This is a genomic window from Lachnoclostridium sp. Marseille-P6806 (genome assembly GCF_964238185.1).
Taxonomy (GTDB): Bacteria; Bacillota; Clostridia; order Lachnospirales; family Lachnospiraceae; genus Brotaphodocola.
Window position 1 is genome coordinate 1 of the sequence record NZ_CAXSLG010000013.1, and the last position, 19,982, is coordinate 19,982.

The 19,982-nt window shown below is 46.9% G+C and carries 17 protein-coding genes and 1 other RNA gene; 4 read left to right on the forward strand and 14 right to left on the reverse strand.

Annotation, left to right across the window (positions count from 1 at the left end; all coding sequences use genetic code 11):
- Positions 1–255 precede the first annotated feature (255 nt).
- The 8 genes from ACESON_RS14380 to ffs all read right to left on the reverse strand — a co-directional run bounded on the left by ACESON_RS14380 (position 256) and on the right by ffs (position 8,201).
- Positions 256–981, reverse strand: coding sequence for a CvpA family protein (locus tag ACESON_RS14380; protein ID WP_177958269.1), 726 nt, complete (start codon positions 979–981; stop codon positions 256–258).
- 121 nt (positions 982–1,102) lie between these two features.
- Positions 1,103–1,951, reverse strand: coding sequence for a Cof-type HAD-IIB family hydrolase (locus ACESON_RS14385; protein WP_373110607.1), 849 nt, complete (start codon positions 1,949–1,951; stop codon positions 1,103–1,105).
- A gap of 1 nt (position 1,952) precedes the next feature.
- Positions 1,953–3,905, reverse strand: a complete 1,953-nt coding sequence (locus ACESON_RS14390; RefSeq protein ID WP_373110608.1) for a tetratricopeptide repeat protein — start codon at positions 3,903–3,905, stop codon at positions 1,953–1,955.
- Positions 3,906–3,937: 32 nt separating this feature from the next.
- A complete protein-coding gene (recR, locus tag ACESON_RS14395; protein ID WP_177958266.1) occupies positions 3,938–4,534 on the reverse strand; it encodes a recombination mediator RecR in 597 nt (198 codons plus the stop codon).
- Between the two features lies 1 nt (position 4,535).
- The gene (locus tag ACESON_RS14400; protein WP_373110610.1) at positions 4,536–4,889 is read right to left on the reverse strand and encodes a YbaB/EbfC family nucleoid-associated protein; all 354 of its coding nucleotides are present in this window, start codon (positions 4,887–4,889) and stop codon (positions 4,536–4,538) included.
- A gap of 45 nt (positions 4,890–4,934) precedes the next feature.
- Complete coding sequence (gene dnaX / locus ACESON_RS14405) at positions 4,935–6,575, reverse strand: DNA polymerase III subunit gamma/tau (protein ID WP_373110612.1); 1,641 nt, start codon at positions 6,573–6,575, stop codon at positions 4,935–4,937.
- Between the two features lie 63 nt (positions 6,576–6,638).
- A complete protein-coding gene (locus tag ACESON_RS14410; RefSeq protein ID WP_373110614.1) occupies positions 6,639–7,715 on the reverse strand; it encodes a 6-phosphofructokinase in 1,077 nt (358 codons plus the stop codon).
- A gap of 224 nt (positions 7,716–7,939) precedes the next feature.
- Positions 7,940–8,201, reverse strand: an RNA gene (gene ffs / locus ACESON_RS14415) — signal recognition particle sRNA large type.
- 161 nt (positions 8,202–8,362) lie between these two features.
- Between ffs and ACESON_RS14420 the strand changes: the two genes are divergently transcribed.
- Positions 8,363–8,920 (forward strand): hypothetical protein, encoded by a 558-nt coding sequence (locus tag ACESON_RS14420; protein WP_177958263.1) that lies wholly within the window; start codon positions 8,363–8,365, stop codon positions 8,918–8,920.
- Here the strand turns inward: ACESON_RS14420 and tadA are convergent.
- Positions 8,877–9,434: a tRNA adenosine(34) deaminase TadA gene (tadA, locus tag ACESON_RS14425; protein WP_177958262.1), complete on the reverse strand. Its 558-nt coding sequence runs from the start codon at positions 9,432–9,434 to the stop codon at positions 8,877–8,879. The two genes, ACESON_RS14420 and tadA, sit on opposite strands and share 44 nt — an antisense overlap.
- A 148-nt stretch (positions 9,435–9,582) precedes the next feature.
- On the opposite strand from tadA, the gene ACESON_RS14430 reads away from it, so the two are divergent.
- Positions 9,583–10,302: an anaerobic ribonucleoside-triphosphate reductase activating protein gene (locus ACESON_RS14430; protein WP_373110616.1), complete on the forward strand. Its 720-nt coding sequence runs from the start codon at positions 9,583–9,585 to the stop codon at positions 10,300–10,302.
- A gap of 5 nt (positions 10,303–10,307) precedes the next feature.
- Here the strand turns inward: ACESON_RS14430 and ACESON_RS14435 are convergent, their stop codons facing one another.
- Positions 10,308–12,206 (reverse strand): DUF6128 domain-containing protein, encoded by a 1,899-nt coding sequence (locus ACESON_RS14435; RefSeq protein ID WP_373110618.1) that lies wholly within the window; start codon positions 12,204–12,206, stop codon positions 10,308–10,310.
- 114 nt (positions 12,207–12,320) lie between these two features.
- Between ACESON_RS14435 and nagB the strand changes: the two genes are divergently transcribed.
- Positions 12,321–13,052 carry a glucosamine-6-phosphate deaminase gene (nagB, locus tag ACESON_RS14440; RefSeq protein WP_177958259.1) on the forward strand — a complete coding sequence of 244 codons (732 nt, stop codon included), beginning with the start codon at positions 12,321–12,323 and terminating at the stop codon, positions 13,050–13,052.
- A 142-nt stretch (positions 13,053–13,194) separates the two neighbouring features.
- Here nagB and rsmA read toward each other — a convergent pair whose 3' ends face one another.
- The 4 genes from rsmA to metG all read right to left on the reverse strand — a co-directional run bounded on the left by rsmA (position 13,195) and on the right by metG (position 17,894).
- On the reverse strand, positions 13,195–14,064 hold the full coding sequence (rsmA, locus tag ACESON_RS14445; RefSeq protein ID WP_177958258.1) for a 16S rRNA (adenine(1518)-N(6)/adenine(1519)-N(6))-dimethyltransferase RsmA: 870 nt from the start codon (positions 14,062–14,064) through the stop codon (positions 13,195–13,197).
- Positions 14,065–14,279: 215 nt separating this feature from the next.
- The gene (locus ACESON_RS14450; protein WP_177993582.1) at positions 14,280–15,044 is read right to left on the reverse strand and encodes a TatD family hydrolase; all 765 of its coding nucleotides are present in this window, start codon (positions 15,042–15,044) and stop codon (positions 14,280–14,282) included.
- A gap of 50 nt (positions 15,045–15,094) precedes the next feature.
- Complete coding sequence (locus ACESON_RS14455; protein WP_373110621.1) at positions 15,095–15,871, reverse strand: TraX family protein; 777 nt, start codon at positions 15,869–15,871, stop codon at positions 15,095–15,097.
- Positions 15,872–15,887: 16 nt separating this feature from the next.
- A complete protein-coding gene (metG, locus tag ACESON_RS14460; protein WP_373110623.1) occupies positions 15,888–17,894 on the reverse strand; it encodes a methionine--tRNA ligase in 2,007 nt (668 codons plus the stop codon).
- A 145-nt stretch (positions 17,895–18,039) separates the two neighbouring features.
- On the opposite strand from metG, the gene ACESON_RS14465 reads away from it, so the two are divergent.
- Entirely contained in the window at positions 18,040–19,875 is a 1,836-nt protein-coding gene (locus ACESON_RS14465) for a DUF885 domain-containing protein (RefSeq protein ID WP_373110624.1), read from the forward strand.
- Positions 19,876–19,982 lie beyond the last annotated feature (107 nt).

Sequence of the window (19,982 nt, forward strand, 5' to 3'; positions counted from 1 at the left end):
CTTTTGTTCTCAGCAGCAACTCGTTTATCTTATCACAGTCGCTTGCGTTTGTCAACAACTTTTTTTATTTTTTTCAACTTTTTATTTTTCTTTTAAAGCTGACCACCGTTTTTCGCGGTGGAGCTTTAATATACCATTTTATAGTGGATTTTGTCAAGGGATTTTTTCAATTTTTTTAACTGTTTTTTTCATATTCTTTTCATACACTATATCTTGTGTTTTTCCATCTGCTCTTCCACATTTTTCCATCTCCGTCTATCCCAAACTGTTGATCGCACTGTACAGGAGCCAATTAAACAAATTGTGATGATACAAATAAGAAAGCCATATACTGCCTTCTATCTGGGCAAGTACCGGCTGAGCCCACACAGCTGCTGAACAAAATCCAAGAGCCACTCCTGCTGCCCACAGCACAGCAAGCCCCTGAACTGCCCCCAGAAGCGCACCTGCTATCTGGTTCATTCCGGAAAGGATTGGAAGATGTGCCATCAAATCCAGCCATTTTATCACAAATCTAATCAGAAAATATACTGCTGCAAATAAAACCACAGAAACAATCAGATTAAGCACCATATTAGCCAGACTGGCTCCCAGATACTCAAAAAAACTGTCCACTCCCAGCAGATTGTAAATTTCATGATTATTATTCTCTAAAAGAATTTCTTTCATCTGCTCCGGCAGCTTCAAATTCTCAATAGACTGGCGTTGTTGAGCTGGAAGGGTAACAGAAAGTCCTATGCCCCCATCCTTTAATCCGCTCATATGAAGCAGCCCCTGCCCTATCGCCCTTCTGAGGCCCGTATTGGCAGCCAGAAGCCCTGTCATGTATGGAACCGCTGTCCGAACCACTGTCAAACTTAAAACCAGCGTCAGCACCCCCGTCGCCATTTTTAAAAATCCTCTGTAATGACCATATAAAACCATAGAGAGCAAGAACACCCCTGCTCCTATGGATAACCAGTGTTCTGTCAGATAATTCATATTATTCCTTTTCTGTCCTTCATTTTCTGTCTGCATCTGCCCTGAACACAATCTGCCATTTTCCTCGACCTCTGTCTGTTCCGGCAGATACACTCATTTTCTGCAAATTGCTTTCCTATTCTCAGATGTCCCGCGCGCCTTCGCCACCCAGCACCAGCATCTCAATCGCCTGGGCCACACCATCCTCATCATTGATTCCAGTTATATAATCTGCCTCCGCCTTCAGGATCTCCGCCCCATTTCCCATGGCTACACCAATTCCTGCCATGCGAATCATAGAAATATCATTTTCTCCGTCGCCAAATCCCATAGTTTCTTCCGGCCGAATCCCAAGATAGGAAGCAAGACGAAGAATTGCCTCTCCCTTTGATGCTCCGATGGCATTTATTTCCAGATTATTAGGGAAAGAGGAGCTTACCAGCACATCGCCTCTGGCCTCTAATGCCGCTCTGGCTCTGCTGCGCTCATCCAGATCGCCAAAGAAATAATTCACCTTTTCGGCAGGCTTTTTCAGTTCGCGAACCCGCTCCTCCACATCTGGAACGGCTTCCCTTGTATCCTGTATCATTTTCTGAAGCGCAGGCTGAATGCCAAAGTCTTCCATATGTTCCAGGAACCGTTCCTCACCAAATGCATGTCCATCCGTGTATACATCATACATGGTATGGAATTTCTTTGCTAATTTCAGCAGTTCTGCCGCCTGCTGCCATGTCAGCTTTCTTTCATCCAGAATTCTTGATTCAATGATATCTTCCACAACAGCTCCGTTGGTAGTAATCGCATAACGAATTCCCGGAAAACTGCGAATAAACTCCGGTACTCCAAACCAAATTCTTCCGGTACAAGGCACAATCCAAATCCCTCTCCGGATACACTCCTTTAATACTCTTTCGTTTCTGGAAGAGAGACGCTTCTGGCTATCCAGAAGCGTCCCGTCTAAATCCAGAGCAATTAATTTGATCTCTGCCATATTAAATAAAATGCTCTTCCTTTAAAATTAATAAACCATCTTTGTCATATTTTGAAGAAAACAGTCCCTTCAGACGACGTCCCACAGAAGGACGTTCTGCCTTGTCTGCCGCTTCTTCTATCAAATCCTCTGCTGCTGCCCGTGTCAGAGGAATGCCGTCCTCTTCCATAATTTCAATCCGCTCGTAGAGAGCCAGCATACTCTTTCCAGTAATACTGCAGTCTATCTCAGAAGCATATTTACATGCATACTGAGCAAATTCATCAATATCCATTTCTTCTTCATCTTCCAGATGCTCCGGTTCCCGATCATCTTCATAATAATCTCCCGGCCCCGGCATCCGCATTGCACTGCTGCTCTCTGGAACAATATGACGAATCGGACGATCATCCTCCGGATAAGCCGGCACTTCCGGCTCCGGCATTTCCTCCGTACAGGATTTTTCCGGAATTACAGGAGCCTGCTCCTTTTCTTCTGTTTGTTCCGGCTCCTGAAATTCACAGCCAATGCACTCAAATTTATCTGCCAGAGACGGATTCTGCGCATGCATCATTTCCAGCTGCCTTGGATTGTCAATCAGGATAATCCGCATACCTGTTGTATCACGGCTCATCAGCTGTTCCAGCTCCTTCTGCATCTCAGGCGTCAGATCTCCGGCCTCTTCAATAATCAAATCTTTACCTGCAATTTTATCTCTGCTGGCAAGCACGCCTCGTTTATTCAGTTTGGATCCTGTAATCTTGGCTACCGGATTTTTAACTCCGGTTTCTCTCTGAATCTGCTTTAACGTCTCAACAGCCATCTGAAAGCCCTTTTCCGGTGTACGGGCTTCTATCATCAGATGATTGGTCATTCTCGGCAGTTCTTCCTCTTCCAGCGCTTCTGCTGTCACTTCCTCCTCTGGCAGCTCAGAAACAGCTTCTGATGCAGACGGAGCCCGTTTAATAGCGCTGAGAATCCTGGTTTTTTCCAGTTCGGACTCCTCCTCTGACGGCACTTCTCTCTTCAGCCGGGACATCTCTCTTGCCAGACTTTCTTCTGTCTCTGCCTGTTTTACAGCGGCGGTAATCGTCTCACGCTCCAACGGAAGTACCGTATCCTCGTGATTCTCAGCTGCCGGCTCTGGCTGGTAATCTCCTGCTTCATATTCCGGTGCCTCTTCCGGCTCTTCTTCCTCCAAAGCAGTTTCTTCTTCATGATAAATCTGCTCCTGGTTCTCCACAGCTTCCTGTTCCGGCACTGCATAAGGACGTTCCTGACGCAGAACCTCTGCCTTACTGTCTTCCGGATCCTGATCGTCATACTCAAAAGACTGCTCTACTGCCCGCAGCTTCTCTTCGTATTTTTCTCTGTTCTCCACCAGATCCATCTGATATTGATTTAAGGGCGCATACTCCTGCTTCAGGTCCATTGCCTTATCTACATACTTGCCCAGACCAAACATCAGCATAATCTTATCACAGGTGCTGACACAGCGTTCAATATCACCAACCTCATGATACCGCTCAGCCAGCTCATACAGCCACTTCTCATCCAGCTCCTCTGCTGTATATCCTTCCAGAGAATGGATCTGCTGCTCCAGGGGCGCATCCATCTGTCTAAGAATCATATAGCGCAGCAAATGCTGGCGAGGATCATCTCCTGCCAGATCGCAGAATTCTCGATAATATGCCTCTGCCTCCTCCAGATTTCCCTCCTTCAGAGCCAAATCTGTCAGCTTGTAAAGCAGACGCTTTCCAATCGGCGCCCGCTCAAAGGCCAGAAGCAGAATATCCTTCGCATCCTGGTATTCATGATTTTTTTCATAAATTGTTGCAACCATGGAAAGCAGATTTGCATTTCGCACCTTTTTCCAGTCAATGGTATCCACAATTTTCATGGCCGTCACATAATCGCCGCGGGCCACCATTTTGCGCATCTGCTCCACTTTTATATTAAATTCATATTTATCCATCTTATGCACTCCTCACGCCTGCCAAAAGGCTGCTACAGCTCTATTCGCCCCTCCAGGGCTCTCAGCAGGGTTACCTCATCAATATATTCCAAATCGCCGCCTACAGGTACGCCGCTGGCAATCCGGCTCACCCGGATTCCCGTGGGCTTAATCAGCTTGCTGATATACATTGCCGTTGTCTCACCCTCAAGGCTTGAGTTTGTCGCAATGATAACCTCCTTCACATCTCCCTGCAGACGCTGCATCAGCTCCTTCAGCTTAATATCATTGGGACCAATGCCCAGCATGGGAGAAATCGCTCCATGAAGCACATGGTATACCCCGTCATATTTTCCTGTTTTCTCATATGCAGCGAGATCTCTTGTATTCTCCACTACCATAATCGTCCTGTGATCCCGCTTTTCGCTGCTGCAGATAGGACACAGCTCCTGATCTGTCAGCGTAAAGCATTCCCTGCAGTACCGAATATTGGCTTTTGCCTGGGTAATGGCGCCGGTCAGGCTGGCTACCTGTTCCTTTGGCATATTGATAATATGAAAAGCCAACCGCTGGGCTGATTTGCTGCCGATCCCCGGCAGCTTTGACAATTCTTCGATCAGCGTTGTGATCTGCCTGCTGTAATAATCCATATCAGAACGGGAATCCTCCGCCAAGGCCGCCTAAACCGCCGGTCAGCTTGGCCATTGCCGTCTGAGACTCCTCTTCCATTTTGCGAAGCGCCTCATTGGTAGCTGCCACAATCAGATCCTGAAGCATCTCAATGTCGTCCGGATCAACAACCTCCTCTGCCAGCTTTACAGAAACAACTTCCTTCTTGCCGGAAACTGTTACGGTAACTGCTCCGCCGCCTGAAGAAGCAGAATATTCCTTCTCCTCCAGCTCTTTTGTTGTCTCCTCCATTTGACGCTGCATACGCTGCGCCTGTTTCATCAGATTATTCATATTGCCCGGCATACCGCCCGGGAATCCACCACGCTTTGCCATGATGTTTGTCCTCCTCAATTTTCATAACGATTTTAAACGGCTCTTTTATTCCTCAAACTCAATATCTATATGAACCGCTTCTTTTAATTCCTCATCACTTACATAAATGGTATTCATACGCTCGCCGACACTTTTCAGGCGGGCCTTCAGATACAGCTCTTTTCCGTATTTTTCCTGAATATACCGCTCCAGTTCACCCAGAACCGTTGCCCTGCTGCCAATAGCATAATTATCAGGGCTGGAAAATACCACGCAAAGGCAGCTGTCTCCGCTGGGTTCCAGCACCGTGTCCCGAAAGCTGGGACGAATTGCTCCTCCTAAATCCCGGATAATTTTTCCCCAGTCCTGACGAATCAGATTCAAATCCTCCAGCTGAGCTCTGGGAATTGCCACCTGCGGCGGCATTTCTCCTCCCGAACCGCCTTCTTCCTGGCCCGGAGAAACTCCTGCAGCTGTACTGTTTAAAGACGCACCGCCGGAATTTCCCATCCGGGCTGCCATCTGCTGCATCAGCTCCGGCGTAACCTGAGGCGTTTCTTCAATCCTGGCCTCCAGCTCATTAAGCCTCTGAAGAATGGAGTCCAGATTCGGCTCCATCTGCGGCTTTGTCAGCTTAATCAGGGCTATCTCAATCAAAACCCGTTTCTGGGAAGCATAGCGCAGCTGGTTGGAAAGCTCAGAAAAGATGCGGATAAACCGCATCAGCGTCTCCCCGTTTACCATCTTTGCCTCTTCTCGAAGAAGACGCAGATTGTCCTCAGACATTTCCAGCATGACCTCCGCGTCCTCTGTGGTTTTCAATATCAAAAGATTTCTCAGATACCAGATAAAATCCACCACAAACTGTCCCAGCTCACGCCCTTGAATCACCATTTCCTCCAGACAGTGAATACAGCCAGCTGTGTCTCCTGCAAGAATTTCCCGCAAAAGCTGACTGAACACGCTGGAATCGACAGCTCCCAGCACCTCCAGCACATTATCATAAGTCAGCAAAGTACCGAAATGGAATGCAACACACTGATCCAGCAGACTCAGCGCATCTCGCATGGAACCATCTGCCGCCTTTGCAAGATAAGTCAGCGCCCGCTCCTCTACCGGAATCTGCTCCGCATCTGCCAGCTCCCGCAGCCGCGCCGCTATGGTCTCAATGGTAATCCGCCGGAAATCATAGCGCTGGCATCGAGACAACACCGTAATAGGTATTTTATGAACCTCTGTTGTTGCCAGAATAAAAATCACATAGGACGGTGGCTCCTCCAGGGTCTTTAAAAGTGCATTGAATGCGCCCGTAGACAGCATATGCACCTCGTCAATAATATAAACCCGGTACCGCCCTTCTGTGGGCGGATACTGAACCTGTTCCCGAATTTCTCTGATATTTTCCACACCATTGTTGGAAGCCGCATCAATCTCAACTACGTTCATAGAACGGCCGGATACAATGCTCTGGCAGCTCTCACACTCTCCGCATGGGCTTCCGTCAACAGGATGTTCACAGTTGACTGCCTTTGCAAAAATCTTGGCAATGGTAGTTTTTCCGGTTCCCCGTGTTCCGCAGAACAGATAGGCATGACCAATGCGCTGCCCGGTTATCTGATTTTTCAGGGTCTGTACAATATGATCCTGTCCCTTAACGTCCGCAAATCCTGTCGGCCTCCACTTGCGGTACAGCGCAGTATATGACATAAATCAAAAACTCCTTATTTTCTGCAGATCTCCGGAATTCTATCTGGAGCTTTGCAGTTATTTTTATTCGTCACCAAAACTGATACCCAGCATTTTTGCCTCTTTAATAATAGAGCTGTTCGGATCTACAGTTTTCAAACGTCCCGCTACCTCTGCAAGAGGAACCTTGGTAATCTCATTGTTATGCACAGCAACCATGTAGCCATATTCCTTATCCTGAATCAGCTTGGCTGCTGCTGCGCCTAAACGGGTAGAAAGCACACGATCATAGGGGCAGGGTTCTCCGCCTCTCTGAGTATGGCCCGGAACAGTAACCCGCACCTCCTGGCCTGTCTTTTCTGTAATCTTTGCTCCCAGCTCATAGGCCACAGACGGATACACAACTCCGTTTTTCTTCTTTTCTTTCAGCTCCTTTTTGGTGAGCATGGCGTCCTCTTTGGAAATGGCGCCCTCTGCCACAGCCAAAATGGAAAAACGCTTTCCCTGTCTATTGCGCTCTCTCAGCGCGCCTACAATCACATTCAGATCATAGGGGATCTCCGGCAGAAGAATAATATCTGCTCCGCCTGCCAGTCCGGCATAAAGCGTCAGCCAGCCAACCTTGTGCCCCATAACCTCCACAATGAATACACGTCCATGGGATGCTGCGGTAGTATGAATGCAGTCGATGGCATTGGTTGCTACATTAATGGCGCTCTGAAAGCCGAAGGTCACATCTGTTCCCCACAGATCGTTGTCAATGGTCTTTGGCAGGGATACCACATTCAGCCCTTCCTCTCGAAGAAGATTGGCTGTTTTCTGGCTTCCGTTTCCGCCCAGAACCACCAGACACTCCAGCTTTAATTTTTTATAGGTGTGTTTCATTGCTTCTACTTTGTCAAGGCCGTTTTCATCCGGCACCCGCATCAGTTTAAAGGGCTGGCGGGAGGTTCCCAGAATGGTTCCGCCCTTGGTCAGAATACCAGAAAAATCAGATGGTTTCATAATTTGATAATCTGCATACATCAGGCCTTTATAGCCGTCCTCAAATCCAATAATCTCCACATCATCGTACATTTTATACAGAGACTTTGCCACGCCCCGCATGGTTGCGTTCAGGCTCTGGCAGTCACCGCCGCTGGTCAGCATTCCAACTCTCATCGAAGCCACATCCTTTCTGTTGTTATCACATCTTTTTTCGTTGTTTTCCACATCAGATTAAAATAAGCCCATTCTGATATATTATAATACATATAGCAAGCGCGGGCAAGTAGGAATCTGCCGAAACAGCAGGAAGAAACGAGGTTTTCCGGGAATAAACAGACAGAAAAAGAGCCGCATGCATCTCTGCACCCGGCATACTGATTCTAAATTATTATTTTAATCCGCGCACCCCGCTTTGTATACGGCTCACAGGCGTTACCCTGACAGCCAGCTCGGTCCAGGCACCCTTGCGGCACACAGAAGGACTCACTTAGTGCTGCTGCATTCCTGCCCTGACACGGTTCATGAGGTTCTGTTGCGCAAGACCCAAACGTCAACGCCGCTTACCAGGGGCAGCCCTGCAAGAACATATCCGAGGCGGGATATCACCCCTGCTGGAGCGGATTGCAGGTTCAGGGCACCGCTATCTCCCCGGCTGCGCGGAAGCTTTATGACAATTTTACGCCAGTTAAGTATACCCTACCGCCATAGTTTTGTCAAGATTTCTATTGCCGAAATGCCTGTGCCTATGTTAAACTGGCCATTAAAAACACAAATAGATACTGATACACACCACCTATTATGATTTCAAGGAGGCTGCTTTTATGACTGCTTTTACTGCATATGTCCTGATTCCCGTCTACACCTTTCTTTTTGCCATAAACAGCGACTGGTTCCGCACCAATTTTTCCGTGCTGGGAAATATTGCCGGAAGAAAAGAAGCCTTTGTCCTGTGGGGACTGATTGTGGGAATCTATTTCTTTTTTATTCTCCGGAGAATTATCCGCCATATGCCCCGAAAGCCGACAGCCAGCTGGCTGGTCTATCTTGCTCTGGTGCTGTTGGACTTTGCTGTTACCACGCCTTATCTTCCAGAGCAGATGCCCTTAAAGGCCAGTCTCCACATTGTCTTTGCTTTTCTTGCTGCTGCCTGTCTGACCATCTGCCTGTTTTTCATTGTGCTCCGACTGTACCAGACTGCGGAACCAAAAAACAAAACCATTTACCGGTTGTATCTGGCAGGGCTGGCAGCCATTGTGCTGATTTCCGGCTTTCTGTTTGTTCTGGCAGGAATTGTCAGCAGCGCCCTGGAAATCTTTTTTACTGTTTCCGCTACCCTTATGGCTTACCGGCTATATCTGCGGGTTTGCCCCCGTCCATAAGCTGCTGCGCTTTCTGTTCTGCTTTTTTCTTCCGGAGATTCCGGAAGAAATCAGAAAGCATGGTAGAACAGGTTTCTCCCAGAATTCCAATTCTCGTTTCCACCTGGTGGTTAAAACCCTCCTCATGAAGCATATCCAGCACCGAACCGGCGCAGCCGGCCTTTGGATTCATACATCCAATTACAACAGCAGGAATCCTTGCCTGGACAATCGCACCGGCACACATAGGGCAGGGCTCCAGGGTTACATACATTGTGCATCCCTCCAAACGCCAGTCTCCCATTTTCCTACAGGCTTTTTTTATCGCAATCAATTCCGCATGGGCAAGAACCGTTTTATCTGCCATCCGGCGATTGTAGCCCCGCCCAATAATTTTCCCCTCATATTCAATCACACATCCAATCGGAACATCTCCCAGGGCCAGCGCCTTTTTGGCCTGACGGATCGCTTCTCTCATAAAACGCTGATCCTGTTTTTGCTGAATGATTTGATTTTCTTCCTGTAAATTTCCCATTTTTCTTTCCCTTCAGGTATTTGGATTTCTCTGAAAACCCTTCCTCCTGTTTCTTATTTCCTGTGGTATAATATCTGCATAACTGTAAACGCTGCCTTTCACAGCAGTTTCAGTATATACGAAAATCAGAGAAATGGAAATATGTAAAATGCAAGAGTCAACAAATCCCCTTATTATCTGCGGACTGCAGAAAACCACGCTCCTAGACTATCCCGGATATGTGGCTGCAACAATTTTTACTGGAGGCTGCAACTTTCGCTGTCCCTTTTGCCATAACAGTGAAATTCTTGGAAACGATGCACCCCCTCTGTACTCTCCTGATGACATTCTGGCTTTTTTAAAGAAAAGAAGCCGAATTCTCGATGGAGTCTGCATCAGCGGCGGAGAACCCTGCCTTCAGCCAGAAGCGCTGGAGGACTTCATCCTTCAGGTCCGCAGTCTTGGACTGCGCATCAAACTGGATACGAACGGAAGCCGCCCTCAGGTTATCCGGCATCTGGCAGAACAGGGACTTCTGGACTACATTGCCATGGACATTAAAGCCGGACCAGAGCATTATCCTGCAGTCTGCGGAGTTTCCCCTGATATAGATTCTGTGCAAGAATCGGTTCAGTGGCTGCTCTCCGGAGCAGTTCCATTTGAATTCCGTACGACAGCTGTAAAGGGCCTGCACACCAGCGAGGATTTCCGTCAAATCGGTCCCTGGATTGCCGGGTGTCCTGATTATTATATTCAAAATTATGTTCCATCTGAAAGAGTCCTTCACCCAGACGGATTTTCCTCATTTACAAAAGAAGAGCTGCTTTCTTTTGCGGAAATTACTGCCCCCTTTACAGGTCAGGTTAATCTTCGCGGAATCGATTACTAATGGCTCTACAGGCGTATATCCGTATACCAGTATCCGAATCTCCCGTCTTCATCTGGCTGTTTTTTTGCCAGCACAAAATGGGGAAAACCGAACATCGAGGCCATATATTTTTCATTGCTGAAATAGTGTCCCGGAACGCCTAAAAGATAGCGGATTTTTCCTCCGGAATCAGACAGACGGGCCAGGATCAAATGGCGGTAATTATAGTATCCGTGCAGCAGAAAGCTGTTATTGCCGTACACCCATATTTCTCTTGGAAGCAGTCCAATATCCTGAGGCTTAATGGAAAGAATTTCACAGCCACTGTCACACTCAAAGGCCAGAACTCTTGTATACTTTCTCTGAAAGCGTTCCCACAAATCACTTCTGTTGTTTTCCTCTGCCTCCTGACGTTCCAGTTCCCGTAAAACTGCCGGATTTTCCAGTTCGGGATATGGTGTCTCCTGTTCTCTTTTCAGTCCTGATGTCTGCGACTGCACTTCCTGTCCAGCTGTTCCCTGCCTGATTGAAGCAGGCGGCGCTGTCTGGGACTCCTCCGGCTGCAGAAGCAGGGACTGAAGAACCCCTGGCTGCAAAATATTTTTCAAACGTGACAGACGAGCTGCTGCTGCGCTGTTTCTTGTTTTTCCGAATGACTTATGAGGCGGTCTGTTTACCAGCTCATCTGTCGAGCCAGAAACTGGCTCACCGGATAAACCAGGCGTTGGCTGCGCCTCCATTCTTCCAGAGAGAGCATCTGAAATTTTTCCCCTCTCCTCCTGATTTTTACTGCTTTTCTCATCCTCCTCCCAGGGAGCAATTGTCTCCAGGCGCTTCTCCTCCCGTTTTAATTCCCGTTCAATTTCTGCTGAAACCGGGAGATGCATTTCCAGTATTTTTTTCATCTGCTGCTGTTCTGCCCATTCCTCCCCCCTTTCTGTTTTCAAAATCTCTTCCTGTTTTTCCAGATTCCTCTCCCCCGAAGGTTCTCCTCTTGGCTCTTCCGGAACTTCTGGATTTTTCAGGTTTTGAACCTCAGATTCTTCTTTCTTTTGCTCTTCTGGCTGCTTTTCGCTCTGAGCCTTAAATTCTTCTCCTCCTTCCTGGCTCTTATCTTCCGGCGCTTTCTCACTCACCCCCTCAGTCCCTTCCCCTATTTGCTCTTCTGACCTTTTCTCCCCTAAAATCCCGGAGACTTTTCCCCATGGCTCTTCTGATACCTTCTCGCTCTGAGCCTTAAATTCTTCTCCTTCTTCCTGTTTCCTCTCTTCTGTTTTCTCCTCACTCTGAACCTCTAAAGCTTCTCCCCCTTCCGGCTCTTTTTCACTCCCTTCCCTCTGCTTTTCCAGTTCTTCTGTTTCCAGCTCCTCTGATATCTCAAGCTGTCCTGTTGCTTCCTGTTCTATTTCAGTCTTCAGGGCTTCTGCTGCCTGAAGTCCGTTTCTGCCAGTTTCTGCTGTCCGCTTCAGCGCCGTCATAGTCAACGCCCTGCTGATTGCTTCAACACTGCTGTCCCGTCTTCTCATATTTTCTGATGTAATATCTGCCAGCTGAACCTCTGCCGTCTGTGCCACCGCATCCTCCCAGACCGTTGTATAACTTCTCCAGGTACTTGTCACATCATGGATGGTCAGCCCATAGAACTGATCTGCGGAAATCCCGCTCCCCTCCACATTTTCTGCATTTACCTGTGTTCGAAACTCCCCTGCGCCTCCCCGAATAAAAATTCTCCCAAGAAGAATTTCCGCTTCTGGAGCCAGCAAATAAACCCCTGTTTCATTACTTCCCACAAAAACTCTTTTCACATTTACCTGTATTCTGCACTGTCCCCCTCGTATCTCCACCTTGGCATATCCAATATTTTTTCCTTTTATGCCGCCCTCATATGCATAAATGTATGAGATTAATCTTCGATAATCAGACATGCTATCACTCCTTTGATAAACATTTTATGAAATAACCATTGCAACTATGACCTAAAAATGCTATCCTATGATTAGATTTTAACAAAAAATTTTTTATTTTCAGGGGGTATTACCATGCAAATCATCAAAGCAAAGGATTACAATGAGTTAAGCCGCAGAGCAGCCCATGTTATTGCAGCACAGGTTATTTTAAAACCAAACTGTGTACTGGGACTGGCTACCGGTTCTTCACCCATCGGCACCTACAAAGAGCTGATTGAGTGGTACAATCAGGGCGATCTGGATTTCTCCGGCGTTTCTACTGTTAACCTGGATGAATATAAAGGACTGAATAGAGATAATGACCAGAGCTACTACTATTTCATGTACAACAATCTGTTCAAGCATGTAAATATCGATCTGGCCCGCACCAACATTCCTGATGGAACCGAGCCGGACAGTGACAAAGAATGTGCCCGCTACAACAACGTTATCAAAGAGATCGGCGGCGTGGATCTTCAGCTTCTTGGCCTTGGCCACAATGGACATATCGGATTTAACGAGCCGGATGACACCTTTGCTACTCTGACCCACTGCGTAGATCTGCAGCCCAGCACCATTGAAGCAAACAAGCGTTTCTTCGCCAGCATTGACGACGTTCCGAAGCAGGCTTATACCATGGGAATTCAGACCATTATGCAGGCAAAGAAGGTTCTGATGGTTGTCAGCGGCGCTGACAAAGCTGATATTCTGAAACAGGTTATCAGCGGACCGGTTACTCCTCATGTTCCGGCTTCTATTCTGCAGATGCATCCGGATGTAACCATCGTTGCAGATGAAGCAGCTCTTTCCAAATGCGATCTGTAATTACGCAGCCTATTTGAGAGAAAGTAAATTTGTTCACGAAAACTATCAGTCGATAACTGTGTATAATAAAACAGGGCTTCGCAGCTGCAGATATATCATCTGCAAAAACGAAAGCCCTGTTTTTTGTCTGAAATCTCATTTTCTAGGCATTTTCTGTAAAATAATTAGCCAGACGGGCAAACTGTTCCAGAGTCAGAGCCTCCCCGCGCACTGTTGCCGGAACGCCGAGACTTTCAATTGCCCTGGCAATCTGCTCCTTGGAATAATGCAGCTCTGAGGAATTGTTCAGGCCATTCTGAAGAGTTTTTCTCCGCTGATTAAAAGAAGCACGAATCAGACGGAACATCAACCCGCTGTCCTTTACCTCAACCGGCGGCTTCTGATGTCTGGTCAGCCGAATTACCGCAGATCCTACATTAGGACGGGGAATAAAGCAGTTGGGCGGAACATTCGCCACAATATAAGGCTCTGCATAATATTGAACAGCCAGAGACAATGCTCCGTAATCCTTTGATCCGGGACCGGTCTGCATCCTGTCTGCCACCTCTTTCTGCACCATAACCGTAATATTATCAATAGGAACTTCACTCTCAAACAGCCCCATGATAATCGGCGTTGTAATATAATAGGGCAGATTTGCCACAACCTTAATGGGTCGGCCGCCATTATATTCTTCTGCCAGCTTTTTAATATCCACCTTCAGGATATCCTCGTTAATGACCGTGATATTATCATAATCCTTTAAGGTATCTTTCAGAATCGGAATCAGATTCGAGTCAATCTCCACTGCAACTACCCGGCCGGCTGCCTCAGCAAGACACTGAGTCATTGTGCCAATTCCGGGACCGATTTCCAAAACCATATCCTCTTTTGTCACTCCTGCAGCCCGGATAATTTTATCCAGCACATGCGTATCAATCAAAAAATTCTGTCCGAATTTTTTTTGAAAGGCAAATTCATACTTTTGAATCACTTCAATTGTGTTCTTGGGATTGCCTAATCTGTTTTCCATGCAGTTCCATCCTCTCACAAATCTTTCACATTTTTTCCATATTCCAGTCACATTTTTCAGATATATTAGTTATTGTCAGCAACATAAATACGCTTTTAACTTTTTTTCATGCACATGCCGGCAGGATCCCCCTCAAACCCTGCCGGCCTTTCCTCGTTTTCACGGAATCTCCCAGCAGTCCTCTTTTCGTCGATTTTCCTACGCTTTTTCCGGATTTACAGCCGATACAGATTTCTTGCATTCTGATTGGTGATCTTTATCACCTCTTCCGGTGAGATGCCTTTTATCTGGCTGATCGCCTCTGCCACATAAGGAAGATTCAAAGAGGAATTGCGTTTTCCCCGATTAGGAACAGGGGAAAGATAGGGGCAGTCTGTCTCCAGAACAATCCGGTCAAGCGGCATATACTCCACTACCTCTTTCAGCTTTCTCCCATTATTGAAGGTCACAACTCCACCGATTCCCAGATAAAATCCCATATTCAGATACTCTCTGGCCATCTCTGTTCCGTAAGAAAAGCAGTGAATCACTCCGCCGATTTCTCCTGCCTTCTCTGCCTTCATAATATCAAGCGTATCCTGGGCCGCATCCCTGCTGTGAATAATCACAGGAAGCTTTACCTCTCTTGCCAGCTGAAGCTGGCGCACAAACCAGTGCTTCTGAATCTCCGGATCCGGCTCTTTCCAGTAATAATCCAGTCCGATTTCGCCAATGGCTACGACCTTTTTTTCACCGGAAACGTGCTTCAGCCAGTCCATCAAATTGTCGTTTAATTCCTCTGTTTCACTGGGATGAACCCCTACAGCTCCATAGACAAAGGGGTATTTTTTCATCAGCTCCAGCGTATTTTTTGTTGTCTGGATGCTGGCTCCTACATTAACTACTGCTTCAATTCCATGAGTACTCAGGCTATTTAAAAGCTCATCCCGATCCTCCTGAAATGCCTCATCATCATAATGAGCATGAGTATCAAAAATCATATTATGACCTTCCTTCTGATTGTTTTTCGGAAAATTTCCTGGATATTTCTTTATACAAGCCCATATATCAGCGCAAGCACCGCCATGTGCAGTGGATAAAAGAAATAACCTGCATATTTGCCTTTCCATTTCCCCCGCGTCCCATTATAAAGAAAAATGAAAATAAAAGACAGGGCAAATGCCGGTAAATATTCCAGACGCTGTTCGATAACTGCCATCCATAAAAATCCCATAATACACATCTGCTTCCTATCCCACCGGAACCAGTAGAAAATCGCAATCAGCATAATTCCTGTATAATCATAATCGCATCGTACTATCCAGGCGGCCGCGCAAAAAAAGAAAATTACAAATAATTGGGCCATAAGCTCCAGCTGAAAAATACCCGAACTGTAATTTCGCCCTTGATCCAGGGTATTCTTTTTTTGAATATCAAGTCTCTCCAGCACTTCCATCATCAGCAACCCCAAAAACAGTGTTATCATCACATTCTGGGAACTCCAATCAACAAAAAGCCTGGTTCCGCTGGTAAGCAGATCAAATGGAATCTCTGAAATCAGGGAAAATATTCCCAGGCGTATCGCGTATCGCCGCCTGCTCTTTGTATGTAAAAAACCTTCCACCAGCAAAAAACAAAAAACAGGAAAGGCCATCCGGCCAATCGCCCGCAGTACACGATACAGCAGAAAAAGGGCAGGCACTTCTTCCCCTGCCTGCAATGCAGGCGTTAGCATTCCCACTCCGATAAACAGATATGCCATATGATCCACAAGCATACTGACAACGGCAATCAGCTTTAACTGATTGCCGTTAAATCCTATCCGCATTTTGTCTGCGTCCCTATTAACAAATCTCTGCGCCTGCCGGCATCTTCTTTTCCGGAACCATCAAAGAAAGATTGCCCTCTTCATCTTCCGCGCACAGAATCATACCTTCAGACATTACTCCGGCCAGCTTTGCAGGCTTTAAATTTACCAGAACCATCACCTTTTTGCCCACCATCTCTTCAGGAGAATAGTGCGCCTTAATGCCGCTGACAATCTGCTTTACCTGGCTTCCGATCTTAACCTGAGAGCAAAGCAGCTTTTTGGACTTGGGCACTGCTTCACAGGAAATAATCTCGCCAACCTGGAACTGCATTGCTGCAAAATCATCATAGGAAATCTCCGGCTTTGCCTCAATATCAATCACCGGCTCCTCCTGCTTTTCCTCTGCGTCAGCTGCGCCGTTTTCTGCTGCGGCAGCTGCCGCCTGCTCTGCCTGAAGCTTCTCTGCCTTTTCCAGAACCTCCTTCACATCCATACGGGCGAAGAGAATTTCCGGCTTGTCTGTTACCTTTCCGCCTGACGGATACAGACCAAAGGTATCCATCTGATCCAGAGTTCTCTTTTCTGCCTGAAGCTGAGACAGAATCTTCTCAGAGGTTTCCGGCATAAAGGATTCCAGAAGAGAAGCACCAATGGTAATTGCCTCTACCAGATTGTAGAGAACCGTTGCCAGACGGTCCTTCTTATCCTTATCCTTAGCCAGAGCCCAGGGCATAGTCTCATCAATATATTTGTTGCAGCGGCGGAAAATGCCAAAGATCTCGGTAATAGCATCTGCTACTCTCAGCTGATCCATTTTTGCTACTGTTTTCTTCACAGCATCTAATACCACTGCCTTTAAGTCCTCATCTACTGCCTCAGCTGCGCCGCCGTTTCTTACGGTTCCGTCAAAGTATTTGTTGGACATGGAAATCGTGCGGTTGACCAGATTTCCCAGGATATTTGCCAGATCAGAGTTCAGCCGCTCTACCATCAGCTCCCAGGAAATGACGCCGTCATTATCAAAGGGCATCTCGTGAAGAACAAAATAGCGGACTGCATCCACACCAAAGAAATCTACCAGCGTATCTGCATACAGAACATTTCCTTTGGATTTACTCATCTTGCCGTCGCCCTGAAGCAGCCAGGGATGTCCAAACACCTGCTTGGGAAGGGGCAGATCCAGAGCCATCAGGAAAATCGGCCAGTAAATGGTATGGAAACGGATAATATCCTTACCAATCAGATGAAGATCTGCCGGCCAGAATTTGTCAAACAGCTCGCCGTGATTGCCATCACAGTCATAGCCCAAACCAGTAATATAGTTGGTCAGAGCATCCAGCCATACGTAGGTTACATGCTTCGGATCAAAGGATACCGGAACGCCCCAGGTAAAGGAGGTTCTGGATACGCACAGATCCTGCAGACCCGGAAGCAGGAAGTTGTTCATCATCTCATTTTTCCGGGATACCGGCTGAATAAACTCCGGATGCTCATTAATATAAGCAATCAGACGATCCGCATACTTGCTCATTTTAAAGAAATACGCCTCTTCCTTTGCTGGCTGAACCTCCCGGCCGCAGTCAGGGCACTTGCCGTCTACTAACTGAGATTCTGTAAAGAAGGACTCACAGGGAGTACAGTACAGACCTTCATAATAGCCCTTGTAAATATCGCCCTGATCATACAGTTTTTTGAAAATCTTCTGAACCTGAGCCTCGTGATCCTTGTCTGTAGTACGGATAAACTTATCGTAAGAGGTGTTCATCAGATCCCAGATCGTCTTGATCTCTCCGGCAACGCCGTCAACAAAATCCTGGGGAGATACGCCTGCTGCTTCAGCCTTTAATTCGATCTTCTGACCGTGCTCATCAGTTCCTGTCTGAAAGCGGACATCATAACCTTCCGCTCTTTTAAAACGGGCAATGCTGTCTGCAAGCACAGCCTCGTAGGTGTTTCCAATATGGGGTTTTCCGGATGTATACGCAATCGCGGTAGTAATATAATATGGTTTTTTACAATTACAATTCTGATTCTGACACATGAGCCATTTCCTCCAAATTATAGAAATAAGTAATCAAACTATAGCATAAACCGCCCGAAAACACAAGGAATCCGGGCGGAATGTTACATAAGTTGTAATTTTATTGAGTATAGATTATAATAGGAACACTTAGGAGGATTCATTTATGCATACAAAAAGAACCTGGTTTTCCGGCCCCTTTGCGGCCCTGCTTCTCTGTGTGGCTCTGCTTTCCGGGTGTGTGCCGCGGCCCTCGGCGGACATAGCTACTACAGCAGCACCCTATCCCCAGGAAGAGAAGCTTCCCTACGAACAGTATCAGGAAAATGAACTGAAGGAACAGTCGCGATTTTCCCAACTAGAAGAACAATTATTCCGCGAACAGGTATGTGGCTGCCAGCTGGATCTTCAGTATCTTCTGCGGCATCCGGAAAATTTTGGAATTTCTTCTGCGGAAAATCTCTTCGCGCCGATTTCCATGGATGCCATGGAAGAAAACCGGCAGACCCGACAGCAGCTGAAGGAAGAGCTGGATTCTTTCTCTCCTGCGCTCCTTTCTGAAAAGCAGAAGGTCACCTTTCACATTCTGCAAAGCCTTTTAAAAACAGAAGCTTTAAGCGAAGGGCTGGAGCTTTACTATCAGCCGCTTTCTGCAACCATAGGCATACAGGCTGAACTTCCGATTCTGCTGTGTGAGTACTCTTTTTATGAAAAACAGGATGTAGAGGAATATCTTGCGCTGCTGGATGCTATTGATGATTATTACAAGGAGATTCTCGCCTTTGAACAGCAGAAGGCTGATGCCGGTCTGATGATGAGCGACACCTGCATCGACCATGTCATCGAATCCTGTGAAAGCTATCTTTTAGTTCCGGGAAACAATTTTCTCATCGACAGCTTTAACCAGCGGCTGGAGCAAATTGCCGATCTGACAGAAGAAGAAAAAAACTCATTCCGCCAGCGCAATGAACAGCTTCTGGAGGAGAGCTTCGTTCCCGCCTATCAGACACTGATTGACGGCATGAAAGCGCTGAAGGGTACAGGAACCAACGAGGGCGGTATGTGCGGATTTCCTGACGGAAAAAAATATTACAAATATCTGGTCTATGCCAGTACCGGCACCTCATACCAGTCCGTAGAAGAGCTGATTGCCGCTGTGGAGCAGACCATCAATAAAAAGCTAAAAGAAACCTCTGCCATTTTAAAAGAGCATCCGGAGTTTGGCAGCCTTCTGGAAACCAGCCAGTTCCGCCAGACAGAACCGGCTGCTATGCTCGAAGAATTAAAAACTCTGACTGCCGCTGACTTTCCACCGCTTCCGGAGTGCAGCTACACACTGAAGGATGTCCCCAAGGCTCTGGAGCTTTCCTTAAGCCCGGCCTTTTACCTGACATCCCCCATTGACGACATTACTGACAATGTCATTTATATTAACCACAATCCCCAGTATACCTCTGAGTCCCTGTACCCGACCATTGCTCATGAGGGGTATCCGGGACACCTGTACCAGAATGTGTATTTCCACAGCTCCGATGCTTCTGATTTGCGGAAAATTCTGTCCTTTAATGGCTACAGTGAAGGATGGGCTGCCTACGTAGAAGCACTTTCCTACACTCTGGATAATGGTCTGGATCCGGAATTTGGGCGCCTGCTGGCATCTAACTCCACGGCAATTCTAGGGCTTCATGCCTATCTGGATCTGGCTGTCAATTATCTTGGCTGGGATCGAAATCAGGTTGCTGAATACCTTTCTCAGTTCTATGAGGATCCAGGCGCTGTCAGTGATGCCATGTTTGAAGCCATGATCGAAAATCCGGCCAACTATCTGTCTTATTTTGTAGGCGCTATGGAAATTCAGAATATGCGTGAAAACGCAGAGAAAAATCTGGGCTCCCGATTCAGCCCTTCAGAATTTCATAGATTTATTCTGGATATGGGAAATGCCCCCTTTGACGTGATTCAGCCCTACTTTACCTCCTGGCTGATGGAACAGAAAATGTAGCAAACTTTCAGATGAAAAAATGAGACAAACGGTACCCTGATAGTTGAGCACAGTCTCTTTTTCTGTGTCTCGCTATCAGGGTACCGTTTGTCTCTTACATGTTTAAC

Coding starts and splice junctions, on each gene's coding strand:
- ACESON_RS14380 (WP_177958269.1), bottom strand. CDS start 981: ATGAATTATCTGACAGAACACTGGTTATCCATAGGAGCAGGGGTGTTC.
- ACESON_RS14385 (WP_373110607.1), bottom strand. CDS start 1,951: ATGGCAGAGATCAAATTAATTGCTCTGGATTTAGACGGGACGCTTCTG.
- ACESON_RS14390 (WP_373110608.1), bottom strand. CDS start 3,905: ATGGATAAATATGAATTTAATATAAAAGTGGAGCAGATGCGCAAAATG.
- recR (WP_177958266.1), bottom strand. CDS start 4,534: ATGGATTATTACAGCAGGCAGATCACAACGCTGATCGAAGAATTGTCA.
- ACESON_RS14400 (WP_373110610.1), bottom strand. CDS start 4,889: ATGGCAAAGCGTGGTGGATTCCCGGGCGGTATGCCGGGCAATATGAAT.
- dnaX (WP_373110612.1), bottom strand. CDS start 6,575: ATGTCATATACTGCGCTGTACCGCAAGTGGAGGCCGACAGGATTTGCG.
- ACESON_RS14410 (WP_373110614.1), bottom strand. CDS start 7,715: ATGAGAGTTGGAATGCTGACCAGCGGCGGTGACTGCCAGAGCCTGAAC.
- ACESON_RS14420 (WP_177958263.1), top strand. CDS start 8,363: ATGACTGCTTTTACTGCATATGTCCTGATTCCCGTCTACACCTTTCTT.
- tadA (WP_177958262.1), bottom strand. CDS start 9,434: ATGGGAAATTTACAGGAAGAAAATCAAATCATTCAGCAAAAACAGGAT.
- ACESON_RS14430 (WP_373110616.1), top strand. CDS start 9,583: ATGCAAGAGTCAACAAATCCCCTTATTATCTGCGGACTGCAGAAAACC.
- ACESON_RS14435 (WP_373110618.1), bottom strand. CDS start 12,206: ATGTCTGATTATCGAAGATTAATCTCATACATTTATGCATATGAGGGC.
- nagB (WP_177958259.1), top strand. CDS start 12,321: ATGCAAATCATCAAAGCAAAGGATTACAATGAGTTAAGCCGCAGAGCA.
- rsmA (WP_177958258.1), bottom strand. CDS start 14,064: ATGGAAAACAGATTAGGCAATCCCAAGAACACAATTGAAGTGATTCAA.
- ACESON_RS14450 (WP_177993582.1), bottom strand. CDS start 15,044: ATGATTTTTGATACTCATGCTCATTATGATGATGAGGCATTTCAGGAG.
- ACESON_RS14455 (WP_373110621.1), bottom strand. CDS start 15,871: ATGCGGATAGGATTTAACGGCAATCAGTTAAAGCTGATTGCCGTTGTC.
- metG (WP_373110623.1), bottom strand. CDS start 17,894: ATGTGTCAGAATCAGAATTGTAATTGTAAAAAACCATATTATATTACT.
- ACESON_RS14465 (WP_373110624.1), top strand. CDS start 18,040: ATGCATACAAAAAGAACCTGGTTTTCCGGCCCCTTTGCGGCCCTGCTT.